Origin of the sequence: Mycobacterium kubicae, assembly GCF_015689175.1 — a bacterium.
In the GTDB taxonomy this organism is placed as follows: Bacteria; Actinomycetota; Actinomycetes; order Mycobacteriales; family Mycobacteriaceae; genus Mycobacterium; species Mycobacterium kubicae.
In genome coordinates, this window is sequence record NZ_CP065047.1 from 5,252,258 (window position 1) to 5,279,253 (window position 26,996).

At 64.0% G+C, this 26,996-nt stretch carries 25 protein-coding genes and 1 pseudogene; 2 read left to right on the forward strand and 24 right to left on the reverse strand.

What is annotated here, in order from left to right:
- Positions 1–21: 21 nt before the first annotated feature.
- The 10 genes and pseudogenes from I2456_RS24490 to I2456_RS28785 form a co-directional block, all read right to left on the reverse strand.
- The gene (locus I2456_RS24490; RefSeq protein ID WP_042910680.1) at positions 22–315 is read right to left on the reverse strand and encodes a hypothetical protein; all 294 of its coding nucleotides are present in this window, start codon (positions 313–315) and stop codon (positions 22–24) included.
- Positions 316–363: 48 nt separating this feature from the next.
- A complete protein-coding gene (locus tag I2456_RS24495; protein ID WP_007172153.1) occupies positions 364–666 on the reverse strand; it encodes a WXG100 family type VII secretion target in 303 nt (100 codons plus the stop codon).
- 78 nt (positions 667–744) lie between these two features.
- Positions 745–2,226, reverse strand: coding sequence for a PPE family protein (locus I2456_RS24500; RefSeq protein ID WP_007172152.1), 1,482 nt, complete (start codon positions 2,224–2,226; stop codon positions 745–747).
- Positions 2,227–2,241: 15 nt separating this feature from the next.
- Positions 2,242–2,535 (reverse strand): PE domain-containing protein, encoded by a 294-nt coding sequence (locus tag I2456_RS24505; protein ID WP_101930858.1) that lies wholly within the window; start codon positions 2,533–2,535, stop codon positions 2,242–2,244.
- A gap of 239 nt (positions 2,536–2,774) precedes the next feature.
- A complete protein-coding gene (locus tag I2456_RS24510) occupies positions 2,775–3,191 on the reverse strand; it encodes a helix-turn-helix domain-containing protein (protein ID WP_007172150.1) in 417 nt (138 codons plus the stop codon).
- Positions 3,188–4,942 (reverse strand): type VII secretion protein EccCb, encoded by a 1,755-nt coding sequence (gene eccCb / locus I2456_RS24515; RefSeq protein ID WP_163703898.1) that lies wholly within the window; start codon positions 4,940–4,942, stop codon positions 3,188–3,190. The genes I2456_RS24510 and eccCb overlap by 4 nt, the downstream gene beginning before the upstream one ends.
- A 7-nt stretch (positions 4,943–4,949) precedes the next feature.
- A complete protein-coding gene (locus I2456_RS24520; protein ID WP_139823271.1) occupies positions 4,950–6,287 on the reverse strand; it encodes an FtsK/SpoIIIE domain-containing protein in 1,338 nt (445 codons plus the stop codon).
- The gene (locus I2456_RS24525; protein WP_007172148.1) at positions 6,277–7,332 is read right to left on the reverse strand and encodes a hypothetical protein; all 1,056 of its coding nucleotides are present in this window, start codon (positions 7,330–7,332) and stop codon (positions 6,277–6,279) included. Before I2456_RS24525 ends, I2456_RS24520 begins: the two co-directional genes overlap by 11 nt.
- A gap of 73 nt (positions 7,333–7,405) precedes the next feature.
- Positions 7,406–8,896, reverse strand: coding sequence for a type VII secretion protein EccB (eccB, locus tag I2456_RS24530; protein ID WP_007172147.1), 1,491 nt, complete (start codon positions 8,894–8,896; stop codon positions 7,406–7,408).
- A gap of 177 nt (positions 8,897–9,073) precedes the next feature.
- Positions 9,074–9,246, reverse strand: a pseudogene (locus tag I2456_RS28785) (type II toxin-antitoxin system prevent-host-death family antitoxin); the annotation flags it as partial.
- Between the two features lie 135 nt (positions 9,247–9,381).
- On the opposite strand from I2456_RS28785, the gene I2456_RS24535 reads away from it, so the two are divergent.
- Positions 9,382–9,609 (forward strand): ribbon-helix-helix protein, CopG family, encoded by a 228-nt coding sequence (locus I2456_RS24535; protein WP_007172145.1) that lies wholly within the window; start codon positions 9,382–9,384, stop codon positions 9,607–9,609.
- Positions 9,606–9,911: a hypothetical protein gene (locus tag I2456_RS24540; protein WP_007172144.1), complete on the forward strand. Its 306-nt coding sequence runs from the start codon at positions 9,606–9,608 to the stop codon at positions 9,909–9,911. The genes I2456_RS24535 and I2456_RS24540 overlap by 4 nt, the downstream gene beginning before the upstream one ends.
- A 371-nt stretch (positions 9,912–10,282) precedes the next feature.
- Here I2456_RS24540 and I2456_RS24545 read toward each other — a convergent pair whose 3' ends face one another.
- From I2456_RS24545 to I2456_RS24610, 14 genes are all read right to left on the reverse strand, one after another.
- The gene (locus tag I2456_RS24545; protein ID WP_109413176.1) at positions 10,283–11,218 is read right to left on the reverse strand and encodes a hypothetical protein; all 936 of its coding nucleotides are present in this window, start codon (positions 11,216–11,218) and stop codon (positions 10,283–10,285) included.
- A 1,437-nt stretch (positions 11,219–12,655) separates the two neighbouring features.
- Positions 12,656–12,943: a hypothetical protein gene (locus tag I2456_RS24550; RefSeq protein ID WP_007172141.1), complete on the reverse strand. Its 288-nt coding sequence runs from the start codon at positions 12,941–12,943 to the stop codon at positions 12,656–12,658.
- Between the two features lie 287 nt (positions 12,944–13,230).
- Positions 13,231–13,563, reverse strand: a complete 333-nt coding sequence (locus I2456_RS24555) for a hypothetical protein (protein ID WP_033717256.1) — start codon at positions 13,561–13,563, stop codon at positions 13,231–13,233.
- Positions 13,563–14,240: a hypothetical protein gene (locus I2456_RS24560; protein WP_101930854.1), complete on the reverse strand. Its 678-nt coding sequence runs from the start codon at positions 14,238–14,240 to the stop codon at positions 13,563–13,565. Before I2456_RS24560 ends, I2456_RS24555 begins: the two co-directional genes overlap by 1 nt.
- Positions 14,241–14,309: 69 nt before the next feature.
- Positions 14,310–14,696, reverse strand: coding sequence for a YbaB/EbfC family nucleoid-associated protein (locus I2456_RS24565; RefSeq protein WP_007172138.1), 387 nt, complete (start codon positions 14,694–14,696; stop codon positions 14,310–14,312).
- Positions 14,693–14,833: a hypothetical protein gene (locus I2456_RS24570; RefSeq protein ID WP_007172137.1), complete on the reverse strand. Its 141-nt coding sequence runs from the start codon at positions 14,831–14,833 to the stop codon at positions 14,693–14,695. The genes I2456_RS24565 and I2456_RS24570 overlap by 4 nt, the downstream gene beginning before the upstream one ends.
- Positions 14,830–16,575: a PPE domain-containing protein gene (locus I2456_RS24575; RefSeq protein WP_007172136.1), complete on the reverse strand. Its 1,746-nt coding sequence runs from the start codon at positions 16,573–16,575 to the stop codon at positions 14,830–14,832. Before I2456_RS24575 ends, I2456_RS24570 begins: the two co-directional genes overlap by 4 nt.
- A 45-nt stretch (positions 16,576–16,620) precedes the next feature.
- Entirely contained in the window at positions 16,621–16,920 is a 300-nt protein-coding gene (locus tag I2456_RS24580; RefSeq protein ID WP_007172135.1) for a DUF2694 family protein, read from the reverse strand.
- 4 nt (positions 16,921–16,924) lie between these two features.
- On the reverse strand, positions 16,925–17,242 hold the full coding sequence (locus I2456_RS24585) for a type VII secretion target (protein ID WP_007172134.1): 318 nt from the start codon (positions 17,240–17,242) through the stop codon (positions 16,925–16,927).
- Between the two features lie 34 nt (positions 17,243–17,276).
- Positions 17,277–18,902, reverse strand: coding sequence for a DUF4226 domain-containing protein (locus tag I2456_RS24590; RefSeq protein WP_047324037.1), 1,626 nt, complete (start codon positions 18,900–18,902; stop codon positions 17,277–17,279).
- A 566-nt stretch (positions 18,903–19,468) separates the two neighbouring features.
- Positions 19,469–19,699: a hypothetical protein gene (locus I2456_RS24595; protein WP_139823270.1), complete on the reverse strand. Its 231-nt coding sequence runs from the start codon at positions 19,697–19,699 to the stop codon at positions 19,469–19,471.
- A 258-nt stretch (positions 19,700–19,957) separates the two neighbouring features.
- A complete protein-coding gene (locus tag I2456_RS24600) occupies positions 19,958–20,965 on the reverse strand; it encodes a DUF4226 domain-containing protein (RefSeq protein ID WP_007172130.1) in 1,008 nt (335 codons plus the stop codon).
- A 57-nt stretch (positions 20,966–21,022) separates the two neighbouring features.
- On the reverse strand, positions 21,023–21,379 hold the full coding sequence (locus tag I2456_RS24605) for a hypothetical protein (RefSeq protein WP_132160395.1): 357 nt from the start codon (positions 21,377–21,379) through the stop codon (positions 21,023–21,025).
- A gap of 170 nt (positions 21,380–21,549) precedes the next feature.
- Positions 21,550–26,802: a hypothetical protein gene (locus tag I2456_RS24610; RefSeq protein WP_007172128.1), complete on the reverse strand. Its 5,253-nt coding sequence runs from the start codon at positions 26,800–26,802 to the stop codon at positions 21,550–21,552.
- Positions 26,803–26,996: the final 194 nt, after the last annotated feature.

Genomic DNA, 26,996 nt, shown 5'->3' on the forward strand with positions numbered 1-26,996 from the left:
CAACCGCGGTTCCGGTCTCGGTCACAAGCCCCGGAAACCAGCCTGGACCGCGTGGTCGGTGCCCAGCGCATTCGTCGACGCGTGCCCCTGGGCCTGTCCATGGCGCTCGATCGTGGTGAACACCGCCTGGAACGCCTGATCGATCTCGTGCATGGCGACCTGGGCAGCGTCAGAACCATGCTGCGTCCAGACTGTGGCGACCTGGTTGATTGTTCCCATGGCCCGGGTACGCAGATCGTTCATGTGAGCGACCAGCTGCGCCTGGGCCGACACGTGATCGGCGATCATGGCGTGGTCGTAACGCATTGAATCCATAACCATTCTCCTCTGAAAGTCGTTCGATGTCTGAAAGATTGGCCGCGGTCAGGTCGACTGGATGGAGCCCAGCGCCGCGCGGTTCTGCGCGTTCGTTTCTTGGTACTGGTGCGCCGAGCGCTTCATTATGTCGATGACGCTCTGAAACCGCTGGCTGACCTGTTGGCCGGTCCGGTTGATGTCCTCGGTGGTGGCCATGGAGGCCAGCGCCGCATCACCACTAAACCCAGTACCGGTGAGGTTCTGGTTCATGGTGACATAACGGCCCAACGCCGACAGCACCTCTTGTTGAATGTTCGACAATTGACTTGCGCCCGAAAGCATCTGGGCGACATCGGCGTTCAACGCCATGATGGTGTATCTCCTTCACTAGCAAGTGGTTACCGCTGGTTCGATCAGTTCAGCAATGACCCGGGCCCCTGCCGGGAGTTATCCTCCCTGCCCGACGTGGACCACGCCCTCAGACGTGAGCACCGGCGCCGCATGCGCGGAGGCCGGTAGCGTGATCGTCTTATCCTGCTCGCTGACATCGGCATATTCACTGCCGCGTCCGGAGCGCCCCGTTGCCGCCATGGGTCCATACATTCCGGGCGCCATGGCTCCTCTGCCCGCTGCCGCGCCGCTTCGCAGTCCCGCAGCCGGTTGCTCGTCTGTTTCAGCGCCATCAGCCACGTCGGCCCACCAGCCGCCCGGCACGCCCACAGGCCCACCTAGCCCGCCAGCAGACGGTTTCGTCAACGCCGCGGCAACCGCTGACGCGCCCCCGGCGAAGCCGCCGTTGGCGCCACTTAGTCCCGACCACGGTGCACTGGCTGCGCTGAATCCCGGTGCTCCCCCGGCTGGGGGCCCACCCAATCCACCGGACATTCCACCGGTCAGCGCCGACAACGGGCCCATCAGGCCGCTTAGTTGGCCACTGGCACTCGACGGGAGCTGCCCCAGTGACTCCAGTGGTGAACTGAGCGAACTCATCATTTCGGTTGGCGCCTGGGTGAGTTGGCCGAGCAACGACTGTCCAGACTCTTCCAGGGGCGGCTGACCGCCTTGACCCGCCTGCAACGGTGGAGCTTTTCCCTGCGGCGCGTTACTCGTGACGCCCTGGCCGGTGCCCGTCGTTGCGGGCACGCCCTGCCCCGCGGTCGTGCCGGTGGTCGCTGGCTGCGGTGCCGGGGTTTGCCCACCAGTGGGCGACCCTGCGGCCTGCACGCCTGCTCCCGTGCCGTTGAACACGCCGCTCGAGATCCCAGTGGCCACGCCTGTGCTGATCCCACTGCCAGCCGACACCACTCCCCCACCGGCGCTAATGCCCGACCCTAAGGCCTGCACGCCAGCACCAACCCCGTCGCCGACCAACCCTGCCAAGCCGGCCGTCGCCCCCAGCGGATTGCTCATATCAGGCAACGTCGGCAAGGGAACGGTCAGCGCGCTCACGACAGGGGCCATAGCGCCCAAGTAGCCGACCATGGCCCCGGCGTTCTGCGACCAATACTCCCCATATTCAGCATTCGCCTCGGCGATCGCTGGGGTGTTGATCCCCATGAAATTTGTTGATTCCAAAGTGGCCTCGCGGACCCGGTTGGCCACCACCACTTCATGAGGAATGGTCGCGGACACGGCCGCGCTGTACGCAGTCAACCCAGTTTGGATGGTGGCCGCCGCAGTCTCTGCATGCAGCCCGGCGGTCTGCTGCCAGGCCGCCATCGGCGTGGCACTATCGAGCATCCCCATTCCGCCAGAGCCCTGGAAAACCGGCGCGGTCGCGATCGCGGTCACCGACTGCTGCATCCCTTGCTCGAAGTGCGTGGCCGCAGCAGCCGTGTAGGCGGTGATCTGTGGGACGTGCGCCGTTGGACCCGCGCCCATCCTGGTCAACCGAAATGCGTTGATCTCTGGTGGGATACCCCAGTACATCAGTGCACCGCCGCGCTACAGCGACAGCAGCGCCTTGCCGACCGCATCCATAGCGGTGTAGGTGGCCGCCGACGTAGCCACGGTGGCTGCGAACGCCTCCCGCTGAGCCACACCTAGAGCACCTGCCGCCAAGAACTGCGCGCCGTGCGCGGCGATAGCTTGAGCGAACATTGCCGACACTTCCTCGCCGCCCATCGGCAGCACAGCGCCCATCGCTGGTGCCCCAGCGGCAAGAGTGGCCGCCGTGGTCGCCCCGCCTGCGCCCTCTGATGCTGCCTGCGCCGCCAGCGCCGGCGCCTCAATGAACATCATTGCAATCCCACCCCTGTCCACATATCCCATTCGCCCCACGAGCAATAAAGCCGCCGTTTGATGCGACGATAACCGCCCCCAGGGACACCGGCAACCAAACCTCCGACATTCCACACAAGGCAACACCCCCTGTTTCCCGACACCCTCTACGGCGCCGCTCACCTGGCGAAATACCGCCACGCATCACCGAGCGACAAAGGCCCATGCCGACGCATGAATCGGTCCAGATCGACCGCTTAATCAGCTACTGAACCGCCCAGCACGAACTGCGCAGCCGCACGCGCACGCTCCTCGATGGTTTTCAGCCGCAGAATCGACTGCTCGGCAGCACCGGCGGCCGACCGCGCCTCCTCGGCAATCTCGGTGAGCCGCGCTGCGACGAGCTGGGCCGAGCGAGTCACCGGCGCGCGTGGACCCGGTAGGGGTTGGCCGGCCAACAAGGCCGCACACGTCCCGGCCTCCCAGCCCAGCGCCGAGCCGATCCTATCCAGCGTGGCCGCACGAGACGGGACCATGCCATGGTTGATCAGCCGCGAGATCGTAGGCCGCGCCACGCGCGCCAGGCGTGCCAGATCATGTTTGGACAACCCCTGTTCTAAGCGGGCTTGTTCCACCGCGTGGACGAGCAGCCACGCGGGGTCATCCTCGCTCAATGGGCGCTCGCCGGGAACGCGATCTGCACCGGCGCCACCATCCGGTCAGTGACGTACAGGCCACGACCGGGGTCAGCTGGCACGGCTTTCGTTTTGCCGACGATCGGCCCTTCATCAGGGTCGCCGTCCATTACCACGACAGGTGCTTTGGCCTTGAGCAACTCCCCGATTATCGGATTGGTCAGCGTGCGGCCCCACTGAGCGATCCGCCGCGACACGACCAGGTGCAGGCCGACCTCTTTACCCCGCGCAATAAACCGCGCCAGCGGGCCCAACGGGTATCCGGTTCCTGCCACGAACCCACCAGTGTCCCAACTAGCAAGGGTCTCTTCACGATCGATGAAGACAAAGATCTCTGGCCCGCTCCAACGCCGCGTCCCCGCAGCCAACTCCGCCTGGCTTAGGTCTGTCATCGGCATACGTTCAGTCAGGATCGCCCCCAGGCTGTCACCCAAGGCACGCACCTGGTCCTCCCGGAAAACGTAGGCGCCCAAATGTTCACCTTCGACCACGCGCAGCAACTCATTATGAGGGTCCACCACATAGATCTGGGCCTGCTCGGGCCCGTACACCCGCATCACAGCTTGGGCCACCGTGGCCAACCCGCTCGACAATCCACATTCAGGCCGACCGGTAAGCAGCAGATGCGGGGTCGCAGCGAAGTTCGCGACCGCCGGCTCCAAACCGATTTCTGAAATCCCGAACGGCACGACACCACTCCAGTCGACCCCACCCGGCCCATGCTCACGCTGCTCCCATTGCGCGAAGACCTCGTCGATACCGACGATTTTGGGCAGCATCCGTACCCGCGCGGCCGCACTGTCAGGTCCAGCGAGCCGCTGAATTGGCTCAACGGCTGCTGCCACGTCGGCGCGCCGCCCTTGCACGGTTATCTCCGGTAACCCGGCCTGAAAATGGTACCCCTCCATCGTCGTGCCGCGGCCCCTGATCTTGACCACGTTGACCTGCTCGACCTCACCGCCAGTGTCGTCCTCTTCGTCGAGGAACATCTTCTGCTCCCCGAAGGGAACGTCGCGCGCGACCTTCACATTGTTGACCGTCATGTCATCGTTGTCACCGAGCTTGAGCTCCACGTTGCTGGTGAAATTCTTGGTCATTCCTGACGGGAATTTGTTGGCCACCCAGCCACTGGTCGACACAATGGCGTGCACCCCAACATCGGGTCCTTTAGCCAAGATTCGTTCCACGTCAGAAACCAACAGCTCCCAGTTCTTCACAAACGTTGGCCAGCCATCGATCACCAAAAACACATCGCCGAACGAGTCTTGAGGCACCTCACCTGGCACGCCGCCAAATTTGCGTTCACGCAGCTTGGTTAGCGTCAGACCTAGCTTGGTGAACGCCTGCTCGCGCTGATCGATCAGCGCCAGCATCTCGGCGATGATTCGTTTGACCTGCTCGGGGTCCACCTCGCGTGCGAAACCACCGACGTGCGGCAAACCAGCTACCAGGTTGAGGTCCGGCCCGCTGAGTGCGATGACGTAGAACTGAAGCCGCCGAGGATGATACAACAAAGCGGCACCCGAGATCATCGTCGCGATGGCCACCGTCTTACCCGATTGCCCCATACCAATGACCGCGCAGTTACCTTCGGCCAGATTGGGCGCATAGACAAGCTGGCGGTGGTCGCGCGGCCTGTCTTCGATCCCGACCGGAAACATCAGCCTCGAGAGCTCGCTTTGGGCCGAGCCATAGTCGACATCCCACGGTTGGCCCCGCAACCGCCGCACCAGCTCATCAGCAGGGGACCGGCTGCAGCGGCGGCAGCCACATCGCTTGCAGTGGAGGAAGATTCAGCCGATTCAAGCAATCCACCGTTGCCTGCACCTGTTTGACGGTGCGGCCATCGGCGCCAATGATGGCGCGTGGTTCCGGGATTTTGGTCTGCTCGCCCTCGCCGTCGCGGGCCATCTGCAGAGCAGGCATACCGACCGCCTGGAACTCTTGTGGCTCAAGGTAACCGGCTTCCTGCCTGGCCGCAGCAGCTGCTGCCCGTTGGGGCGGTACATAGCTCTTGAGCACGAACGCCGTCTGAAACCTCGTCAGGTTCTTGTTGGCACCTACCTTCAAAAGCCCAGCCCCAGCAGGTTTTTTGGGCAGATGATTGGCCTCATCGCTACCCAACACCTCGTGGGAATCGGTGTCGCCGACAGTTCGCAGCGCCACCCGCACCGGGATGTTACTCATGATGCCGCCCTGCATCTGGTGGCCCAGCCGCTGCGACCCCATCACGAGGCGAAGCCCCTGCGAGCGGCCCTGGCGGCCGACCTCGTCCATGACCGCTTTGGCTCCGTCATGTTCAGCGAACATCTGCGTGAACTCATCGACAATCAGCAGCAGGTGCGGCATCGGCCGCAACTTCTCCTTCTTGTGAATGCGCAAATACTCATATTCAGCGATGTCACTGACCCCAGCCCGGTCAAGCCAAGACTTGCGGCGCTCCATCTCGCCGTAGAGGACATCTTCCATCCTCACAATCCACAGGCGATCGTTACGCAAGTTGCTCATCGCCGCGACGCAGTGCGGGAATCCCGCCACCAAATGCGCCAACGCACTACCCTTAAAGTCAAACACCGCGACCTTCAACGAGTCTGGCGAATGCGTCAAACACGCCGACGTAATCAACGCCGTCAAAAACACCGATTTACCACTCCCAGTCGTGCCGACGACGACGACGTGATGGCCCATCCCCTCGAACTCGTGAGTCTCCTTCAAGTCGAGGGCCACGGGCTGTCCATTGCGTGGATCAATACCGATCGGGAACCGCATCCACTCCCGACCCCACTGCAATTCGCCCTCGTCGTCTTGCAGCGGCGGACCCAGCCGCGTCGCCGCCCAGGCCTCCTCCACATCGATATCGCCCGGATCAGCGTGGCCGAGAATCTCATACAGATCCACGACCTTCGATGCGGCGGCAGTCGAACTTTGCGTTACCCGCGAATCTGCATGGTATCTAGCCATTTTGCGCGCAAACGCGACCGCGGACGCCGTGTCCAGCGTATCGGGGAGCGCGAAAAACCCCTCCTCGTCATATGCCCCGTCGCGCTTGACATGCAATGTGAACTCAGTTGTCATCCGCCGCGCCCTCCTTGACCACTACACGCACAAAGGTCACGCCCGCGACCCCCCCAACGCCCCTGCGATTCAACGTGTCCCATTCACTATCCACACGGAGCTGGTCGTTGATCACAAGCCAATGCGGACGTACCCCGTCCGCGGCGCCAGGGTCCCCGTAATTCTTTCGAGCGCCATGCAATTCGTGACCAACCGCCGCATCCATCGCCGTCGGCGACGTCCACACCATTCGCAACGGCCCGCCACTATCAAAGAGCTTGTCGTGTTGGCAATGCGGCAACCACTTGACCCAATCCCATCGTGCTGGTTCGTCGGTGACGACCATGACTTTCAAGTCCTGCGGTGAATGGAAGCAGGCCGCCTGACAAATCATCGCCCGCACCACACCGTGGACTGTGTCCGGACCATCCTCACCCACCAACGTCATCAGCGGAATCACCTTGAGCGACAGCGGTTTAGCGATCCCACTAATCTTGGACTGCTCCAACAAAAACTTGCGCAGCGCGTCATAGCAGACTGGCTCATAATCGGCCGACTCCCCCAACCGAGGCTTAGCCAGCTTCTTCGCCAAATCCGAAGTACCGGTTCCGAAACGGACAAAACCAAAGTGCATCGCCAAGTCCTCAGCAGAACCCGATCGCTCCCACATCCGCGGCGACCCGACCAACCCACGCAGCATCGCCGGTTCGGGATGCAAGAACTGGTAATTGGCGAACTGACGCTCGGCGTCACTTTGAATCACATCACGTGTCTGGTCGAGCTCGTCCATGTAGGCACGGCGCTCTTCTTCCAACGCCTGCGGAGACAACGCCTTATCACCGCCACCAAAACGGCCCTGCATAAACACCCCGGCGAACGACACAATCATCATCACCGGCACAAACAACGAAAACAAACTCATCGGCCCCGAGCGCAGCCCCGGTTGAGTCAAGATCATGGCCATCATGCCCAAAAACGCCGCGCCCATGACTGCAGGCAAAATGATCTGCGCCTTCGTCATCGGCAACCGGCGCGGCGCGATCGGAGAATCGCGTACCGACTGCATGCCGCCATCAACTTTGGGCGCCCTCAGCCGCCGAGACGGGCTGAAACGAATCGTCGACAACCTTCTCCCCCTCCTATCCGCCGGCCCGTACGTTGGTCTTCGTCGGCAACACAGCCACCGCGTCCGACGGGCTATGCACCGTCAACGCGGCCGCCCGCGACAACTCCGGTCCCGCAGGCCACACCTGCAGCATCGACCACGGCGCCGGACGAACCTGAGATAACACCAGCCCCAACGCCTGCACGCTATTGTCGTCAAACGGCACACCATAGCGCGACCCGGTGGAGCTAGTCAGCCACATCGTCTCGCGCGCAGGCGAATCCAATGCCTGACCAGTAGTGCTAACAAACGTCGATGCACCATCACCGACCAAGACCTGATTCGCTTGCACCCCGCCATTGCCGGCACCCACCAACGGCACCATCTTCGCCCGCTGATCCGCGCGGATGGGCAACCCCCGACCCGAAATCACCGCGAGCCGCGCCTGACGCTCGCTCACACTCCACTGCCACGCCACACACGAAACCGGCCGACTGCCCGCATCAACCAGGCGCACAGGCGACCGCGGATAATAATCCACATCAAGAACATGACGCAGCGGAATATGCGCCAAATGATCCGGCGATATCTGCGGCGGCGTGGCTAAACCAAACGAATCATGCTGGCGCAGCATCGAAGCCACCACAGGCGAGACCTCTTGAACCCCATCTGCCAGCACCACATAAAAGCGGTCCGACTGTGCAGCCACATCCCGGCTCGCCACCACCGCACCGACAACAACCCCCGCCCCCAAATCCACCTGACCGGGCCCACCGGCGCCAGGCACCGCGGGAACAGCCAGCGGTCCCCCCGCCGGCAACGCGTCAAAAAGGGCCCGCGACATCCCCGTCGCCTGCGCCCCGGGCGCAATCCCCAGGGGCCCGGCGACCGCGGACTGAGACAGATCAATCGGCATCCGAACACCATTAGTCACCAGGTGTACCTGCGGCCCATAAGACAACAACAAGGCCTCGCTGCCGGCGAGCTCTCCCGCCGCCTCCCCGAGCAACAACTGCCCATTGATGCCCGTCACCAACGGCGAACCACCAACCGTCGTCGGCGCCGTGTCGCACACAGCCCAGCGCGAAACCTGCGGAGACACCACCGCCGGTGTCTCCACCGGAGCGCCCTGGATCCCCACCGTCGGCCCTTTGGGCCACTTCGCAATCTCCCCCGATGCCACAAACGTCGGCCGATCCGGCGACCCAGCAATCAGCTGCGCCGACACCAGATTCAACGCCGGATACAGTCGCTTGTCGACCACCACAAACAACGCCCCCGACGAACGATCAGCAACGATCTTCGACGAGTCGTCGATCACCCCCGCCGGGCGAAACCACCCGTACACGAACGCCCCCACCACGAGCACCACACCCAACACCGCCGACAACATCAACAGCGTGCGGTGCCAGCGAACCGGATTGATCTCCATGCTCACCGAACGGCGCAGCAACGCAAACGACAAGCGTCGCCGAACAAAGAAATGACCCGAAACCTGCGTCTTAGACGCCAACTTCAACGGCACACCGGCACCGTACCGCCCCCCGCTACACCCCCGCTACCAGCACGTCCAAATTGAATGAAAACCCAGAACACCGCAGTGGCGCCAGATCGCTACAGGTACCGGGCTTTCAGGACCTTGACCGCCAGCGATCGGAGTCCGCCCCAAAAGCGAAGTCGCCCTACCCATCAGGATCGCAGCTCACTCCTGGCCGCCGACCATCTCCTCGAGTTCGGCCATCGACTTAGTAAGGCTCGCCAGCCCGGGACGACGGCCCTATCCCGTGCGACGGCCGCCATGAGGCGGCGCGCATTCTCACGCGAACCTAGCAGGTACACCGTTTCGCGCCCCGAATCGTCGTCATCGGCGTACATGGGCCCGTCCGTAACCGTGACTGGCAAGCTGAATCTGTGGTAGGTCGTCCTCGCACCATTTAACGCAACCTGCGTCGGCGCCACCAGCCGGAGTACCCTCACGACAACTGTCCTGCTCAGAGTAGGATAAATGGTATGGCGAAAGCCAAAGTGTCCGTAATGATTGAAGAGGCCGTGCTGGCGGCGGCCGATGCGGACGCCCAGGCGGCCGGGCTGAATCGTTCAGAGATGATCGAACGAGCCCTGCACAACGAGCATCTCCGAATCTCGCTCGAGAACTACACAACACACACTGTGCCAACGCTCGACATCGACGCCTACGCGGAGAAGGTCTATCAGGCGAACCGGGCCGCTGGCCTGTGATCACACCCGGAGACATCACGCCAGGCCGCGACACCAACCAGGAACTGTACGTTGTCGTACTATCTAACACGATTCACCTCGCAGCCGCCACCGGCCAGGTGATCATCTGCCCCTTCATTCCCGGTGAAATCCCCAGCAGCACAATGGCTATGATCGTCACAGTGCTGCAACCCAAAGGGGTTGTCTTACCGGAGCTCATCCAGTGGCTTCCTGTCGCGGCCCTCGACCAACCCATCGGCAATATCGGCGGCATCGCGCTCGCTGACACGACCACGACCGCCGTCACCGCGCTCATTTCCTGACCCTCAACGTACTATCCCCGATCGCAACTTGCCCCCAATCCGATAAGAATGTCCCCGAGATTGCGTGAGAACAGACACCAATTTCTCGGGCAACCCTGCGCGCGTGGCCGCGGCGGTGGATGGATGGGTGCTTCCAGCGAATACCGCTTATTTCGTCACTGTGACGACTCGGCGTCTCTCCTCCAACGATCCGGCCATCACCTCGATCGCCAAATCGAGGCCCAGCTACCACGTACTTATAAGGCGTGCTCCTATAACGGTTTTCGCCAGCGCTCGGCGGTCAATCCTGATCACTGCATCCCACGTCGCACGCCGCGGCACCTCACGCTACGCCGCAGCCGAGCTCGGATTCGACCACGCGCCATAACAATTCAAATTTGGTGCCAAAATCTCCATGGGTAGGCCGTCGCCGCAGCGTAGACCATATCCGCTACGTCGACCGGTCGCCGCTCCCAACCCTGCAGCAACTCCATCGTGCGTGCGGTGACCCACTGCGCCTGATAACGCTCGCGATCTCCTGTGGAGGCCTCCGGCCGAGGCCGGTTCGCGCTGAGGTTCACGTAGTACACGGTTGAGGCGATCCGGTACTGGTTCCATACCTCCTCCGAGATGTGGTCGCCGGTGCCCAGCACATCCCACATCTGCCGCAGATCGAGCGTCATCTCCCCCGACATCTTCACAGCTTCGATCATCTGCACAGCCAGCGGCACAACGACCTGATTTTCAACCATGCGCGTCTCAGGTTCAGTGGAGGTCGTCTGCTGAACCCGGGCATACACCTCCGGGTGCAACGCTTCGAGACGATGCATATGCATATCGTCGAGAATCGGGCGGATGTAAGCACCGTCATCGAATTCGCGTTGACAAACCGCGTATTCGACCCCTGGCACCCGACCGTAGGGGCTGTCCGCGGTTACTGCCATGGCAACCAGATGCGTTCCGCCGCGGCCGCGCAGCCGTGCATATTCGGCTAGCACCTCGGCAGGATCGGATGACCCGAACCAGCCTTCCCGAAATTGGTTGTCTACCAACTTATCTGCCGTCAACAGACGGGCAGTACGTGGCAAGAACACTCCCCGCGGAATGTAACCAAAGCCTTCGTTGGACATCACCACGCACTCGGTGGCCCCGCCAGCCTCGCGGCGAAATACGCCCACGGCCCACTCAATGCACGCGTAATTAACAATGTCGCTGTCACGACGGAGCTTGCGCGCCAACACTTTTGCGGTTGCCAGTTCGGCTGACTCCGGTCGTCCACGGTTGCGGGCGCCAGCTCCGGCGCTGACAACACTTGCCGGCACAACCACCGCCCCACCCGATCCGACCGTCGATCCAGCTGCCGGCCCGGTTGTCGGCGCGGAGCCACCCGGTGTGGCCGTGTTGCCAGCAGGGGCGACGGGGGCTGCAGCACTTGCGCCACCCGCAGCTACGGGGGCCGCGGGAGCGCCCATACCCGGGGGCGGAAGCATCATCGCCGCCGGTGCAGCACTCGTCGGCCCGCCAGACGTGGCAAGCCCCGGCGCTGCGGGGCTGACTGCCGGAGGGGTCGCACCTGCTCCTGTCAACCCGGCCGAAGGAACGCCCGCACCCGAAGTCAGCCCTGCCGCTGGAGTTGCGGCTGCTTGCCCTGCGGCCGGCGTTCCAGTGCCGGTCGCAGGCGGCAGCGACCCCAACGCCGATCCGGCTGAAAGTCCTTGGGAGAACGCCGGTCCCAACTGTGCCGGTGCCCCGGCTGCTGGTGCGGCATTAGCGGGCAGGTTCCCCAGCCCGGCAGCCTGAGTACCGGGCAGCTGCCCCATACCGCCGGGCAGCCCGCCCAAGCCCCCACCAGAGCCCAGGCCTCCCATGCCACCCCCACCGGGCATCGATCCAAGTCCCCCCGTCATCGACGTCAACCCCGGCGGGAAACCAACAGACTGAATCCCGCTGCCACCACCACCCGGCATCGGCATCTGCCCGGCACCCGGATAAGGGCTCCCCATCACCGCAGGAGTGGATCCTGGTCCCGTCGTCGCCGGCTCGCCGTCCTCGCCCTTCGCTGCACCACTGTGGCGCGGCGTGTGCCCATTACCTATTCCCTGCGGATTGCCAGTGCCGTTGGGGTTCGCGGGGTCGCCGTTGTCATCACCTAGTCCGGAGCCCTCTTTGCCTGTGGGTACGGCTATTCCGCCTCCGCCGCTATGGGGCAAGACGGGGTCTTGAGGTGCCGGACCGCCTAGGCGTGAGGTAAGAGCCGTGATATCGGTGCCTGCAGTGTGCTCGAAAACTCCGGCCTTGGCTGTAGCGGCTCCTACCGCGCTGGTCGTCAGGGCTCGGGCGTGCGTGTGCCAGCGCGCCGCGATCTCCTGCTGTTGTATCGCGTTCTTGGCCTGCGACAGTTCAGCATTGGCTTTCATCAAGACGTTCCGTTGGGCGGTTTGCGCGTCGCGGTAAACGCCAGCGACTCCGTTGAAATAATCTGCCGCCGCGTTGTATATCTCGACCATCCGGCCGTAGTCTGCGGCCAATTGGCGATTCTTTTCGTGCCCAGCTTCCCAACCGGGCGATTGTGCGGCCTCTTCGCGCATCGCATTGGCGGCTTTGAGCTGCTGCTGCAGCTCACCGACTTTCTCCGCCAACGCCGCGTAGTGCGCCGCTTGGGTCTCCAACGGCTCTGCTGCTGGCGGCACCATATCCGGGGTGATGATGATGTTCCCAGCGATACTGGTTGCGGGCACATCCGCCACGGCTCCCTCTTCCTCACACTACCGGCAAGCGGCGTTTACCTTGTCTTCTGCGGTGTTTGCACGACCGATCGCGGCGTTTCGCAAGCTGCCCTTGCGATGCGTGGTGGCGTTTTCCATGTCCGAGCTGGCCGCAAGGTAGTCGTCGATCCCTGAGCGGATCGTTGCCGGTGTATCGGCGGGCAGTTCACGGCGCAGGTATGCGCTTTCCACCAGGATTACCCGCGCCTCGTTGGCCAAGGCCTCTTGGGTGCCAGGGTCATTCCAGTCGGCTGGAGCGTGGGCCACCGCGTTCGTGGCCGCGTCCATTGCTGTCGCGGTAATCCCCCACACTTGGCATGCCTTTGTGCGTGCGGCTGCCACCTGGTCGGAACTCGGGGCAGGTGGTGACCACGGCGCAACCACCGTACTGACGGGAACTTTGGATGGCGTCATCCACGCTACTGCGGCAAGGACGGCGGCTCCGACCGCAACGACTAGCGCCGCCGCCGTGCCCCCCACCGCCCCGCGGCCGGGCCCCGCCGGTGGCGGAAGCTGACGTGGCGGGAAAGCGGGTGGGAGCGGTGTCCCCGCTTGGGGCGAGTGCAGGGTGGCGGTCATATGCTCACCACCGGTGTCAGGTCCTGAGCGTTCTGGTTGTCGGTCTGAAGGTCTGCGGTCAACGATTGATCGTTGCGTTGAGCCACCTTTCCACCGCGTGGCGCCAGCGCGGCACCGGCTCCCGCGACTTGCTGGTTCACACCTGCGCTTGCTGCCACGCTCGGCGCCCACATTGAAGCCGCGTGAGCCCCCCCGGCTGCCGTGGCCGCCGCGCCATGGGCCGCGTGCTCGGGCACGGTCGTAGCAAACTCGACCGTTGCCGAACCGGTCAGCATGTTCGCCGACTCCGCCGCAGCGGGAATGACCTGCAGAATGTCATCGGTTCGCATCACTCACACACCTTGTCGAGTCGATCTCCCGCACTTCTAAGCGCTAACACGAACGGCTGGGCATCGTGGTCGGACAGCTCGCGGGTATTGGCGTCGACCAACCGAATTACTGCGGTGACATATTCATTGGTCGCGTCTAGCACGTTCTTCGGGGTAGCCGGCGGAAGATGCTGTTGGATGTACTGCGTCTCCAGTATCACCACAAGCTGGAAGTTGCCCAGTGCAGGATGGTATTGAGGCGATTGCCGGTCTCGCGCAGCGTCGAAGAAGTTCTTTTGAGCAGCAATTATCGATTTGTCCGCCGTATCGCTGGCGTCGCAGGCTTCCTTCTTGGCCGCCGCCACTTGCTCCGGGCTGTAGCTCACCGGCGGTGGGGGTGGCGCCATCACCGTGGTGGTTGTCGCGGCCGGGTTTGATGCGGTCAACTTCATCGCACTCATCACCGTTGCGCTTAACGCCAGTAGCAGCGCGAGCGCCAGCATTACCCATACCGCCAGCCAGCCCGGCCCGCGTCTGCGGTACACCGGTGGCGGTGCAGGAGCTTGTGGGGGTGGCACGTAGCTGGGCGGTGGTGGCAACACCGCGGCACCGGTCGGCACACCGACCGTACTCGTGGAGGTGGGCGGGCCGCCGGTCGCAGCGGGGTAGCTCGGCTGCCCAACTGCCTGCGGATTCATGCAATCAGCGTACTGTCCTGCGGCGACATCGGGCTACCGTTGGACGCGAATCCAAGACGAAACCGGTGCTCAGGTGGCAGTCCAGATCTCACTTTCGGGATTGATGAACGCTTGCACAGCAGCGTCGAGCGCTTCCTGGTCTTGGCCGCCTCCCACGCTCGCTGTTTCCTCGGCCGCGGCGTTGACTGCCTCGTCGATCGTGGTGTTGATCAGCTCGGCCAAAGCCCCGTGTGAGTAGCGGGTGGTGCAGCCCTGCGCCAGCGACAGCGAGGTGAGTTGTCCTTGGGAGTTCACCGACAACACGACGTCGCCATCGCCGCCGATGGCTTCCAGGTCGATGCCATCCATCTCCTCGAGCAGCTTGGAAAGCATCGTCGACACCCGTTCCATGCGCGCTATGACACTGGCGGTTAAATTCTTATCCGCCTGGTAGCCGTCATACTCGTACACCGTCACGGGGCCTCACCATCGTCGTCGGACGCAATTTCATCCTGCAGGTCGGGCAGGGCCATCGACACCGAATCGAGCTGGGCCATCACTTCAGCGACCAGATTCTGATCGGACTGATAGCCGACGCACCCATTCACGCTCACTGGTCATCACCGCTGCCCGGGTCGCGGTCGACGCGTCGGCTGCGTGACCGAACGGTCACCGTGCGCTTCGGCCCGTCTTTGGGGTAGGCAGCGGCGTCAACGGTGGCCGTGTGCCGAATTGGGTCTCCCCGTTCGCCTTTGATCGGCTCGGAATTAGGGCGCGATGGCATCTCGATCGACTTGTCCGGGTCCTTTACCTTGCGCTTGGCCGCCCCGGCGCCAGCGCCCATGCCCCCCATCGGGGGCATGAACATTGGGGAGCCGCCCATACCGCTCTCAGCGGCGGCAGCGGTGGGACTCGGGGTGGCGCTGGCCCCCGCCAACGGGGGCGAGGTGGGGGAACTCATTCCGGAGATCGCTGAAGCCGCCGGCTTGAGATCTGCGCCGCCGCTGGCCGCCGGGGCGGTAGCGCCGTCGTCACCACCGCCTCCGCCGGCACCGCTGCCCAGGGAGTCTGCTGGCTCAATTTTGGCCGCGTCGTCCAGCCCGTTCTTGCCTGCCATTCCTTGTGCCAAACCTGCAACGCTCTGGGTGGCTTGCTGGGCCAATCCCTGCAGCTCTTGGCCTAATTTCTGCGGTATCTGGGTGGCCATCCCGACCCCGGCGCCCAGCAGGCCGGTCAACATCGGCGGCAAAGATGAGGCCATTCCCGGCATCGCACCCGTTCCCGCAGGCGCTAGCGGGTTAGCGGCGGGATCACCATCGCCTGCATTGAGACTCTCGTCGAGGCCGGCGGGGTCGGTGTCGGGGTCGACGTCGCCGGCGTGGGTGGTGCCCGGGTGATCGCGTGTCGGTTTTGGATCCGCTCCCTGCTGAGTTGGAGACGGCGGGGTGTCCCCTTGTCCGGCACCAGGTTCCACGATTGCTGGGGCTGGCGGTGGCCCCGGCGGAGCCTCCGGTATCGTCTCGCCGGTGTGGTAGCCAGCGGCCACAACCTGGGTGTGGTTCGTTAACTGGGTCAAATTCGTGTGTGCCTTAGACACCGCGGCCGCCGATCCCGGACTGGGATAAGAGCTGTTGAGTGCGATCGCGTTGTGGAGCTCGCGGTGACGGTTAGCGAACTCCGTGGTCGTCGGAGTCGCCTGCTTGGCTTGTGTAAATCTGTTCTTGTGGCTGCCGGCGAGCTTTCCAACGGTGTCGGCATGGCGGGCCATCTCCTGCGCCCAGTCCGCGTAACGATTCAACGCCGCCGAAATACGCGGTCCTGCTTCCCCTTTGAGATGTTCACTGACCGTGGCCGCCCCGCGGCGGGCCGATCGCGCGGCAGCGCTAAATCCTTCTGACAGTGCCGCACAGTCGGCCACAAACGCATCCCCGGCAGCGGGCTGACCGGCTTCCATGATCGCCGCCGTCGTTTCGGCTGGGCGGGGTCCCGGCGGGGCGATCGGCACATCAGGCGCAACAAGATTCACCGTCACCGCCGGGGTGAAGCCCGGCGTGGAGGGTGCAGGGTTACCTTGCAAGCTCACCACCGCTTGATTGGCCTGGTCCATCTGCCCATACGCGACTGCTGACTGGGTTATCGCCTTGGCGCCGGCCGCAAGGACCGTCGACCCGTCAGCAGCTCGCGATGCCATCACCGCCGCGTGCTCACTGAGGCGGGCAGCCACGCTCGTTGATGTCTCATCGGTGGCCAGCGGAGGGTGCACCGGCGACTGCGCGCCGAGCCTGGCAAGGCTGTTAGCGGCGGCGACCAGCCCCGCGACCGCACTCTGCAGTCCGGCAACATCGACCTGCAGCACTGCGGTCCTCCCTCCGTGTTCTAGCTGACGTTGCGACGAGTTCTCTCAGAAATCGATCAGGGCCTCATAGCTGGCAACCTGATCCTTGGTGGGCAACGCACTGGACACGGTCACGTGTTGAGCCTCCCACTCCTGACGCAGCGCCAACTGCGAGCGTAAATGAGCCAGCGTGTTCAATTTGATGATGCGGTTAGCCAGTTCGGCGTCGCTGAGCTGCATCGCCGCCGCCTGAAGCTCCACGCCTAACGAGTTGCCGCTGCGGCCCACCGCCACCACGATCGACTCATCGCGGCTTGCGACCTCGAACACCACGGTGTCGTAGTCGGTCGACGGCGCTTCAGACATGTTGCTAATCCGTGGAAATCGTCAAATTGGCACGGTTGTCAGCGTTCATCTCCGCCATGCGCGCCGCGGCGGCGCGAAGCTGCTGCGCCATGGCCCCGTGCCGCTCTTGTTGGTCGCGCAATGCGGTCTCGCGGTCGTTGACCGCGGCCACTGCAGCACGACGCGCCTCGTAAAACAGCGGTCCCCACGATTCGGCCGCAGCCACGGTGCGGGCATGGTCAGCACGGGCCTGCCCGCACGCCTCGGCGGCGCGTTCGTGGGCGATCGCCCATCGGATCAGGTCATCGGTGTTGACCTGCAAGGCCTGCTCATTCACGGTCATTACGGTACTCCCTCACGTTGCAGTAAAAGTTCGCTTAAGTGGTCGGCGGCGCCGGTGCGGGCGCCACGGCCGGTGCCGGGGCGACGGCCGCCGAAGTCACCGTTGTCGCTGTTGGGGCCGACACGCGTGTCCACCCCAAGAAATTCGGGCCAGTGTCGAGCTGGTCAATCGGCGTGACCTGGCCATTGAGCCAAACATGGTCTTTGTCTAGAGCCATGACCCGATGATCGGTGTATTGGCCCACATCGCCGAATTGCAGCCGCGAGGGTGCCATGGGTGAACTCACCGGCGAACCCAGCGGCGGCAACTGAAGATTGGCCCCTGCAAACGCGTCGTCGATGCTGTCACCGGAGAGCACCGCGCGTCCGGCCTGCGCGAGTGCGCCATTGGCCGCGGTTCGCACCGATTGGTCGGGCAGCTGGACCTGAGTCGACGGTGTTGGCGTCTGACCTGGCGCTGCCGGCGCTGACGGCGGCGGGGTGGATCCGCTGCCAGCGTTTTCTGTCCCCGCCTTGTCCCCTTTGTCTGCTTTGTCCCCTGGGTCGTGCAGTCCGGCCGGCTGGGTGCCATCTCGCGGTTTGTCGTCACCGGTGTGCGATCCGGACGGGTCTTTCAACGAATCGACGTGCTCATCAGAGGCCTGGTCCGGATCGTGGCCGCCATCGCGTAGCGCCCCACCGATCGCCGAACCCAAATCCCCCAGCCCGCCGCCACCGCCTCCGCCGAGCGAGGGAATCGCTGAACCGAGCGCACCTGGCAGCGAGCCAAGAGCGCCCATCGCAGGCCCGCCCATCATGCCCAACCGCGACATCAACGGATCTGAGGCCAGCCCGTCCAGTAGCGGGTCATTGCCACTGCCAGTGCCGTCACCGGTCCCGGCCGGAGAATCGGCACCACCACCCGGTGTAGTGCCGGTTGAGTCCGGGTTGCCGCTGCCAGTGCCGTCGCCGCTCGAACCCTTGGTGTGCGGGTCATCGCCGGGTTTCTTGTCTTGCAACGCCTGATAGCGCGCCGAGAGACCATCCAACACCCGCGCTTGTGAATCTGAGTCCAGCCCAGCGTTTTTCAGGACGTTGAGGATGTCGTCGGTTTTTCCCTGCAAGAACTCTGCCAGCTGCTGTTGGCCGGTCGCAGTATCCAGCGATGACCCCAGCTTGTTGACCTGGTCGATGATGTCTTGCTGCAAAGCTTGGAGCCGCTGACGACCATCAGCGCTAGAGCTCGACGCTTTAAGCAGAGCGTCGGCCAGTTTGTCGTCAGCGTCATTGAGCGCCGAATGATTTTTGGCCAGTGCCTCGTCGAGCCGTTTGGCTGCTTCTGCCCCTGCCCCGCTCAGTCCCGGTGGCGGTGGCGTGCCCGCCGGGGAGGTCGGCGCCGGCGACTCCGGCGGGGGCGGCGGGGGCGGAGGCGCTGCGGGTTGGTCGCGGCCCAGCGCCTGGTTGATTTCGGGCATCGGAGCCGTATCCGGGTTAATGCCCATGTAAGTGAGCTTGGCTCGGTCGAGCTTGGTGAGCTGATCGCGTGAGGTGACCGGAGCCGTTGGGGCCGGGTCTAGTGGCATCGGGCCGCCGGGCGCCGGGCTTTGAGGGAAGGGTGACCCCAATACCTCGGATACTCCGCCGAGCACCTGGGACAGCGCTACATCGGTCCAGCCCGTCATGTTCGGGACGATAAGTCCCGAGTCGCTTTAGCCGCTACCAACAACGCCACATTCACCAAAAACCGGCTACGCCAGCATGTCCACACGGCTTGTCGACTTTTGTTTTCTTTCAAGACACGCCGCACCAGATGCGTCCTGCAACTTCGCACACCTGCGTCAATCAGTCCGGAGATACGGCACACAGGAGTGCCTTAAGCCGGGGAGCCTCGCGACTGTGAGCGTAGCCGGCGAGCCAATCGGCGATCTTAGCTGCAAGCTCCACCGGCAACGATCGCGTGCTCTACATCGGTAGCATCGAGCACCGCGCGCATATCCATCGGCGGCAATGACTTTCGGGTTCGCAGCGGGCCCATCACGGGTTGCGCCTCCTCGATACTTCTCGCCGCACGCCCCTTCCCCGCAGTGGAATCCCCGGCTGCACAAGCAGTAGCCGCCAACACCGACATACGCGCGCGAAAGCCGACGCACCTCTAGCAGGACCAGCCTGGACAAGAGCAGGGTCAAATTGTCACGGTGACGAATCAGCCTGGCGCACGGGGCGCTATTGCAACCCGGGCGGGCGCCGATCATCTGACCGGTGGCGCCGAAGAAGCGGCCTTGCGGCTGGCAGTAAGTACGTCCTGGATTTCCGCAATCTTCATGTCGACGTCTTGCACGACTGCGTGCGTGATGCCCGGATCGTCGGCTAGCTTAGCGGGGATACCGTCGCGCAAGCTGGCCAGCTCGTCGGCGATCCACTTTATTCGACGCGATGCGAACTGGTCGCCTTCGACAAGTGGCATCGCCCGCGAGGCCAACCTGACACCTCTATCAGCGATCCGGGCGCTGCACCCCTTTGGTTCCAATGTTAAATCCCTTCGAGCGCTGCACTTTCCACCAACGCTAGGGCAACTTATCGGCCTAGGCGACGGTCACGGTCAAAATTCCCGCCAGAACTTTGACGCGCGAAGGTTGATCGCCGGCCTTGGGGTAGATCTGCATCGCGACGGGCCATGGGGGCTGTACGCCGCCCGTTGTTGGCAGGCCGTCCCCCGGGTGTGGCTTCTAGTTAGTAGTTAGTGGCCTTCCTGCGGATAGGTTGGTGGCCCCAGAGGACCGGAAGGGTTGTACGGTTCGGGGGTTAAATCGCTGTGCCACATATAAATCCCGGACCCTGGTAACCATTCGTCGTATCCGTAGGGTGGCAGTGGGTTAGAGCCAGGCGGATAGATTTTCGCTCCCGGAAAGGCCGACTGCGGTACCCACACGCCTGTGTTTGGGCCCAACTGGACATATGGGTCTGGATTGCCGCGTTCGTCGACGACCGTTGGTGGCCCTAGGGCTCCGGGCGGATACACCTTGTAGCCGGGGATTTCATCGGATCTGACAAAGTAGTGCGGAACTTTGTCGGGGTCGTCTGCTCCTGACCGGTCCCATATATCAACCCACGGCGGCGAATCAGGAAAGTTGGGCGGGCCCATCCCACCCGGGCCGGCGTCATAGGGCATATGCCGCTTATCACCCGGCTTCCACGTGCGCGAATCCAGCGGCGCAGCAGGTGGTGACTCCTTGCCGTGGCTACCGGAAAGGCGCCCGTAGTCAGCGCTTTGGATGGTGCCGGCTATTTCAGCGTTGCGCTGCTGGAAGTTTTGCAGCAATCCCTTCGCCTGGTTGAGCTGACCCTGCAAAAAGCTGGCGAGTTGCTGCTGCCCTGCGGCGCTACGTGTGCTGGGGGCCAGTGCGCTAACCCCCGCGCGGGTCTGAGCGATCAGGTTGTCCATGCTTCGTGCTCCCGCCGCGGCGGCCTGTCCGGCATGGGTCAGCGCCGGATTGACTTGGCCATCGGCGGCTACCGTGCGGTCTAACGCATGGACCTGATCGGCGTTGGTCGCAGCGTAGGTCGTCGCTGCCTCGCCTTGCCAATTGGCAGCTGCGGCCTGCCCCACTGGCGCTACAGCTGCTCGGCCCGCCATCAACTGCTGCGCCGAAGGCAACGACGCTTCGAGGGGCGCCGCGCCGAAAAGCCGGCGAGCATCACTGAGCACGCGACCTGTCTCGGCCACCAGTCCATCGAGTGACGACATACTGGCCAGTATTACCCAGATCCAGTGCGGCTTCTATCGCCGTCTCCGACTTCGTGCTCATGTGGTGTGCGGGGCGTCGGCGACCGGATCGGCCAACTGCTCGTTCATTCGGTCTCCGGCATGCACGTGCTGGCGTACGAGCGGCGTCGCAGCTTTATTCAATGCTGGGGCTGCGATCCAGGTCAGGGGTGCTGGGGTGCGCGGCGTGCACAGGTCGCTAGTGAGTGCGCGCGCTTGTCTGATATCGAGCCGGACGGCGGACTTTTGTTCGGGCGTGCTCGTGGCATCCAGAAGGAGGGCCCGCGCGCGTTGCTGGACGGCATGGACGTGCTCGCGGCGGGCGAGATTGTCGGGCAAGGCTTGCGCGGCGCGGATGTCTTGTTGGGCTTGAGCCGAAGGTCCGGATTCGGGCATGCCGCACAGTAAACCGCGGGGCTGTGCCGCGCGACAAAGGCTGCGAGGTTTCGCCATGTGTCGGCATGCGGTGGCGACGGCTCGAATATGCCGCGATGAAAGGGCACGGGGAACTTCAGCGCCACACAAGGGACCGTTCGAATGTAGTGTCTAACTTCCGGTTTGGATATTCAGAAGTCGTGCTCGGGACCGGCGAGGCCTTGCTGGTGGTCGTGTTGTTCGAGGGCGAGGCGTTCTCGGGCGCGGACAATTTTGCGTAGGGCATCGGCGCTGGGGTAGCCGAGTTCTTCGACCAGGGCCGGTGTGGGGTTCAGGAGCAGGCTCCATCCGGGTTTGCGGCCGCGGGCGGCCATGCGTTGTTCGGCCGCGGCGGCTTTGGCTTTGGCTTCGGGGCTTTGGGCGGCCATGCGCAGCTCGAGGGTGAGGGCTTTAAGTTCTGCGTCTTTTGTGGCCAGTTCGTCGGCGTGTTCGAACGGTGCTGGGGGGTTGGTTACAAAGTCGTCGAGGGCGGCCTGGTCGCGGTCGCGTTCGTGCTGCAGTCGTGCGTGGTGTTCGGGTAGGCCGGTGTAGAGGTTTTCCACGCGGCGCAGCAGTCCGAGTTGTTTGGGGCCGTTGACGTCGGAGCCTGGACCTGCGCCGGTGGATAACAGTTCAAGGCCGGAGATTTCTGCGGTGCGCGACGGCACGGCTAGTCGTAGTAGCAGTTGGTCGTGGGTGAGGTCGCGGGCGGCCAGGATGTCGATGCCGTAGATGGTGGCGCCGATGGGTTCGAAGCGGCTGGCGCCGCGGTCTTTGCCGGCGGTGTAGGCGCGCCGGCAGGCCGCAGCCAGTGCGTGGGAGGCGGGGACGCGCTCGGTGTAGGTGGTGTCTGCGACGGTCAGCCGTGGTGGCCCGCCGGCGGAGGCATGCGCGGCGGCTGCCCTGGCGAATGGAGTGAGCTCGTCGATGGCGCGTTGTTTGTTGGGAATCGCGCGCTCGAGCACACTGACTTGCCAGTCGCGGTTGCGCACCGATTGACTGTGTGCGCGCTGCAGGGCGGTGAGGCGTTTGACGGTGTCGTCGAGTTCAACTTGGTGTATGTAGCGCGGGTCGCCGGTGGCGATGGCCTTGGTTTCTGCGGCGGCGGTCCCGATGTCACCGCCGGAAAGGTCGTCGATCTCGATATCGAGGACCTCGTTGCGGCGCATCTGTTCGATGAACAGCGTTTTGGCTTGGACTTTTTGCCACATGACGGTGTCGTAGGAGCCTTCGGTGACGTAGATGAAGATGTCGATGCCGTCGAGGTTTTGGTTGCCTTGGCGCTGAATGCGGCCTTCGCGTTGTTCAAGGTCGCGCGGGCGCCATGGCACGTCGACGTGATGCAGGGCGGCGGCTCGGGCTTGCACGTTGACCCCGGCGCCGATTTTCTCGGTGCTACCGATCAGCACTGAGACGTCTCCCCTAATGCACTGGGCGAACAGCGTTTTGATCTCTTGAAGATTTTTTGCCTCGTGGACGAAGCGGATCGCGGCTGCGGGCATGCCGCGCGCCACGAGTTCGTCTTTGATCGCCTGATAGATGGTGAACTGGGCGGGGTCTTTGGATGGGGTGCCGCGGTCGCAGAACATGATCTGCAGTGCCCCGGTGCCGGCCGGCGCGCCGGTGTCGGGATGGGTATAGGCGCGATGCGCGTGGCGGTAATGGACACGCATGGCTGCGTCGGCGACTGCGCAGGCGCGGCTGTGTCGGGGTTTGGGCAGGTGGGCCAACCGTGGATCCAACGACACGTTGCGCCCGTCGTTGCTGATTTTGAGTGGGTTGTCGCGTCGGGGATTGCGTGAGTCGAGATGATCGAGGCGGTAGCCCAAGTCGGTAATGAAGTCGACGACTTCGATGTCGGGGTGCAAGCTGATGATTTGGCGTTGCCCGGTGCGAAGCGGCGGCAGCTCGACGGGGACTTGGTCGCGGGTGACGACGTCGGTGTAGACCGAGGACAGCGCCAGCAGGGCGGGCAGGTTGGTGAACTTCCCTACTCGCGTGACGGGCCGCAGCTTAGTGCCCGTGGTGTTGACCTCGATGGTGGTGGTGGTCGCGGTAAACGCCGCACCCCAGTCCCCCAGGTCAGCGACCCCGGCGTGCTCTAAAAGGTCTGGCCGCAAGTAGGTTTGCATGACCCATAGCTCGCCTAATGAGTTGCTGATCGGTGTGCCGGTGGCGAAGGTCGCGACCCGTTCGACAACCCGGTGCGCGGGAATGCCTTTGGCCAGCGCCTCGTCGCGGCGCCGCTGGCGCAACACGGTGAGTTTGAGGGCGAGGTCCTCGGCACGTTGCGATGCGTTGGGGCACGATAATTCTTCAATGTTGCAGGTGCGGCCCAAGTTCTTGTACGTGTCGGCCTCGTCGATCATCAGATAGTCACAACCGGATTCCTCAAACCGCAACCCAGTGTCTTTGGTGTTGGCGGCTACAAGTTTTTCTAGCCGCGCCTTGGCGCTTTTGATGGCGAGTTCGATGCGCTTTTTGCTGCGGTCGGCTTCGGCGGATTGGAGTTGTTCGCGCAATGTATCGAGCTGGTTTTCGATGTAGTCGACGCGCATATCCGTGGAGACGTTGATCGCGGTGAACGCCGACTGCGGGATGACAACGAGATCCCAATCACTTGAGGCGGTTTGGGCGATGAAGCGGCGCCGTCCATCAGCGGTGGTGGCCGCTGAGCCGAGCAGAATCTTGGCGGCCGGATACCACTGTTGGGCTTCGCGGCCAACTTGTTCGGTGATCGCATTGGGTACCACGAGCCAGGGTTGGCGTACCAACCCCAGGCGCCGCAGTTCCAGCGCTCCAGCGACCATGCTTCCCGTCTTGCCCGCTCCGACAACATGATCCAAGAGAACGGCGGGCTCGGAGATGATGCGCGCGGCGGCGTTGCGCTGGTAGAAGTGCGGCGTGAAGTGATCCGACATGCCAGGAAAACGCATGTGTGAGCCGTCGTAGGCAGGCGCGCGCCGCGAGTTGAAGCGCCGGTTGTATTCGGCGACCAGGGTGTCGCGGCGGGTCTCGTCAGACCACAGCCAGCGGGTGAATTCCTCGCTGATTTTGGCCATTTTGGCTTGGGCGGCGAAGGTGGCCTGCAGGTCGAGGACACCGTCGTCGTTGTTGACGAGGACGGCTTTGGAGTTGCAGGCGGCCTCGAGCAGGCTGACCGCGTCGCAGCCGCGTCGGTCGGTTCCCCATTCGTCGGTCATCAGCCGGCCGTGGCGTTTGTAGGAGGCAACGTCGACGACCCAGCGCCCGCCGATGTGTTCGGCGACCACACCGGTGGCGTCGAATGTTTTCTCGGCGAAGGCGGCGACGACTTGGGCCGGGATCCACGGTGCCCCGGGGCGCATTTTGATGTCTTGGGCTTCACGCTGGGGCGGCAGCACCTGTTGCAGGGCGGCGGCGTAGTCGTTGTAGATCGGGTTGGTTTCGGCCGCATCGAGCGCGCGGGCGAGTTTGGTGCGCACGTTGCCGGACAGGGCACTCACGGCGGGGACGAGTTCGTCGGGGTCGTCGAGGCTGGGATAGACCAGTCCAGCGATCAGGTCACGGGCGTCGTCGACTTCGACTTCTAGCAGGTTGGCGATTAGGTCGACGTCGACGCGCTGGGTGCGGTCCAGGCACACCGCCAACGCTTCTTCGGGGGTGTCGGCGGTGGCGCGCTCCAGCGGCGGGGTGAGCAGGTCGGTGGAAAAGATGGGCGATTTCTGGGCGGAGCCGGTGTCTTCGTCGAAGATTTCCAATGAGGCGACCAGTGCCCATCCGGGGTCGTGGCGCATTCCGCCGTCGAGGTGACGCCGCTTCTTGTAGGGCGCGGGCGCTTCGGAGGCCTCGGTGTCCCATTGCGCGGCGACGTCGTCGGGCACGGGCCCGGTGTAGGGGCGCTCGGGGGTGCCTTCGGCGGTGCGCCAGGCGGTTTCGGCGGCGGCCAAGCGCTGATCGTGGCGTTCTTGGGTGACGGTGGGATAGACCCAGGTGAACCGGTTGAGGGGGCCATGCTGGCGCACGTAGTTGTCGTAGAGGGTGTTGAGGTGTCCGCGGAGCTGGTCGCGCTCGGCGGCGGGCTGGCCGTCGCGTTGGGAGGCGATGAGGCTGACGGCGACGTCGCGCAGGCCGATGAGTTCGCGGGTTTCTGCTAGCAGCGTTTTCGGGGTTTTGTGGGGTTCCCATTGGTGTCCGGCCCAGTATTCGATGCCGCGGTTGGCCTCGCTGTAGCGCAATGTGTAGAGCGGGGTGTCCTCACCGCGGTCGGCCGCGGTGATCAGGCCGGGGTCGAAGACGTCTGCGGAGACCTCGGTGAGTTCAGCCGGCGTGGCGGTTAATCCGAGCCCGTGCTTCATGGCCGAGTCGATGAGCAGGTGTAGCCGGTCGTGCAGCTGCTCGGCGAGCTCGGTGCCGCTGGTGCCGCTGGTGCCGCTGGTGCCGCGCACGACGAGTTGGTGGGAGCCGTTGAGTCCGCGGCCCAGGTGCATCTGGCCGAGCACGTTGTGGGGGTTGGCGACGAAATGGGAGTTGATGTGCAGGGTTTCGCCGGCGCCGGTGTCGGGGTCGGTGAGTTCGATGGCTTCGGTGTTGATCCAGGCGGGCAGTTCGTCTGGGGAGGGGGTTCGGGGATCGCGGCGGCGCAGGATGAGCAGGTCGGTGACGACCTCGGTGCCGGCCACCCGCGTAAACGCCTTCGACGGGAGCCGGATCGCGCCGATGAGGTCGGCTTTGGCCGAAATGTCACGCCGGGCGACCGATTTCGCCGCATCCAGGGTGTAGCGGCTGGTCAGCACAGCCACGTATCCACCGGGGGCAATCAGCGCGAGGGATTTGACGATGAAGTGGTTATGGATGGAGTGACGGGCGGGGTTGTGGGCGGGGTCGGTGACCGCGTAGCGGCCGAAGGGGACGTTGCCGACGGCGGCGGCGAAGCTGTTTTCGGGGACGTGAGTGGATTCGAAACCTTCGTGGCGGATCTGGGCCGATGGGTAGAGCAGGGCGGCGATGGCTGCGGTGGTGGCGTCACTTTCCACACCAACCATGACTGCCTCATCGGGGGCGTGAGCGATGAATGTTCCTGCTCCGCAACCTGGTTCGAGGACCTTGCCACCGCTAAACCCGGCCCGACCTAGTGCTTCCCACACCACGGCGGCGATGGCGGGATCGGTGTAGTGGGCGTTGAGGATGGAGGCCTCTGCCTGGCGGTATTGGTCGCGATCGAGCAACTCGGCCAGGGTGTCCCGTTCGGCGGTGAGGTCGCTGGCGCGGGGGTCGAACACCTGGGGTACCGCACCCCAGCCTGACCAGGTGGCCAGGACACGTTGTTCGGCTGGGGTGGCCGGCCGCTGCGCGTCTTGCAGGGCGCGCAGCAGCTGGACGGCGGCAATGTTGGCGCGGATGCGTGCTTTGGACCCCGATGGCACCAGGGTGTCGAGGCTTGCCGGAAAATCGGTGGGGCTGGTGAATTCTTCTATCCGCTGCTCGGCGGCCGGAGTCGGTTCGTCTGATACAGCCGGGCTTTGTACGGTGCCCGCCGGCGGGTCGATTGGCTGGTGGGCTGGTGTGCGCGGGTTCGGCCGCGGCAGCGGGGCGCCGCCGGGGTCAATCGAGCGCGGAT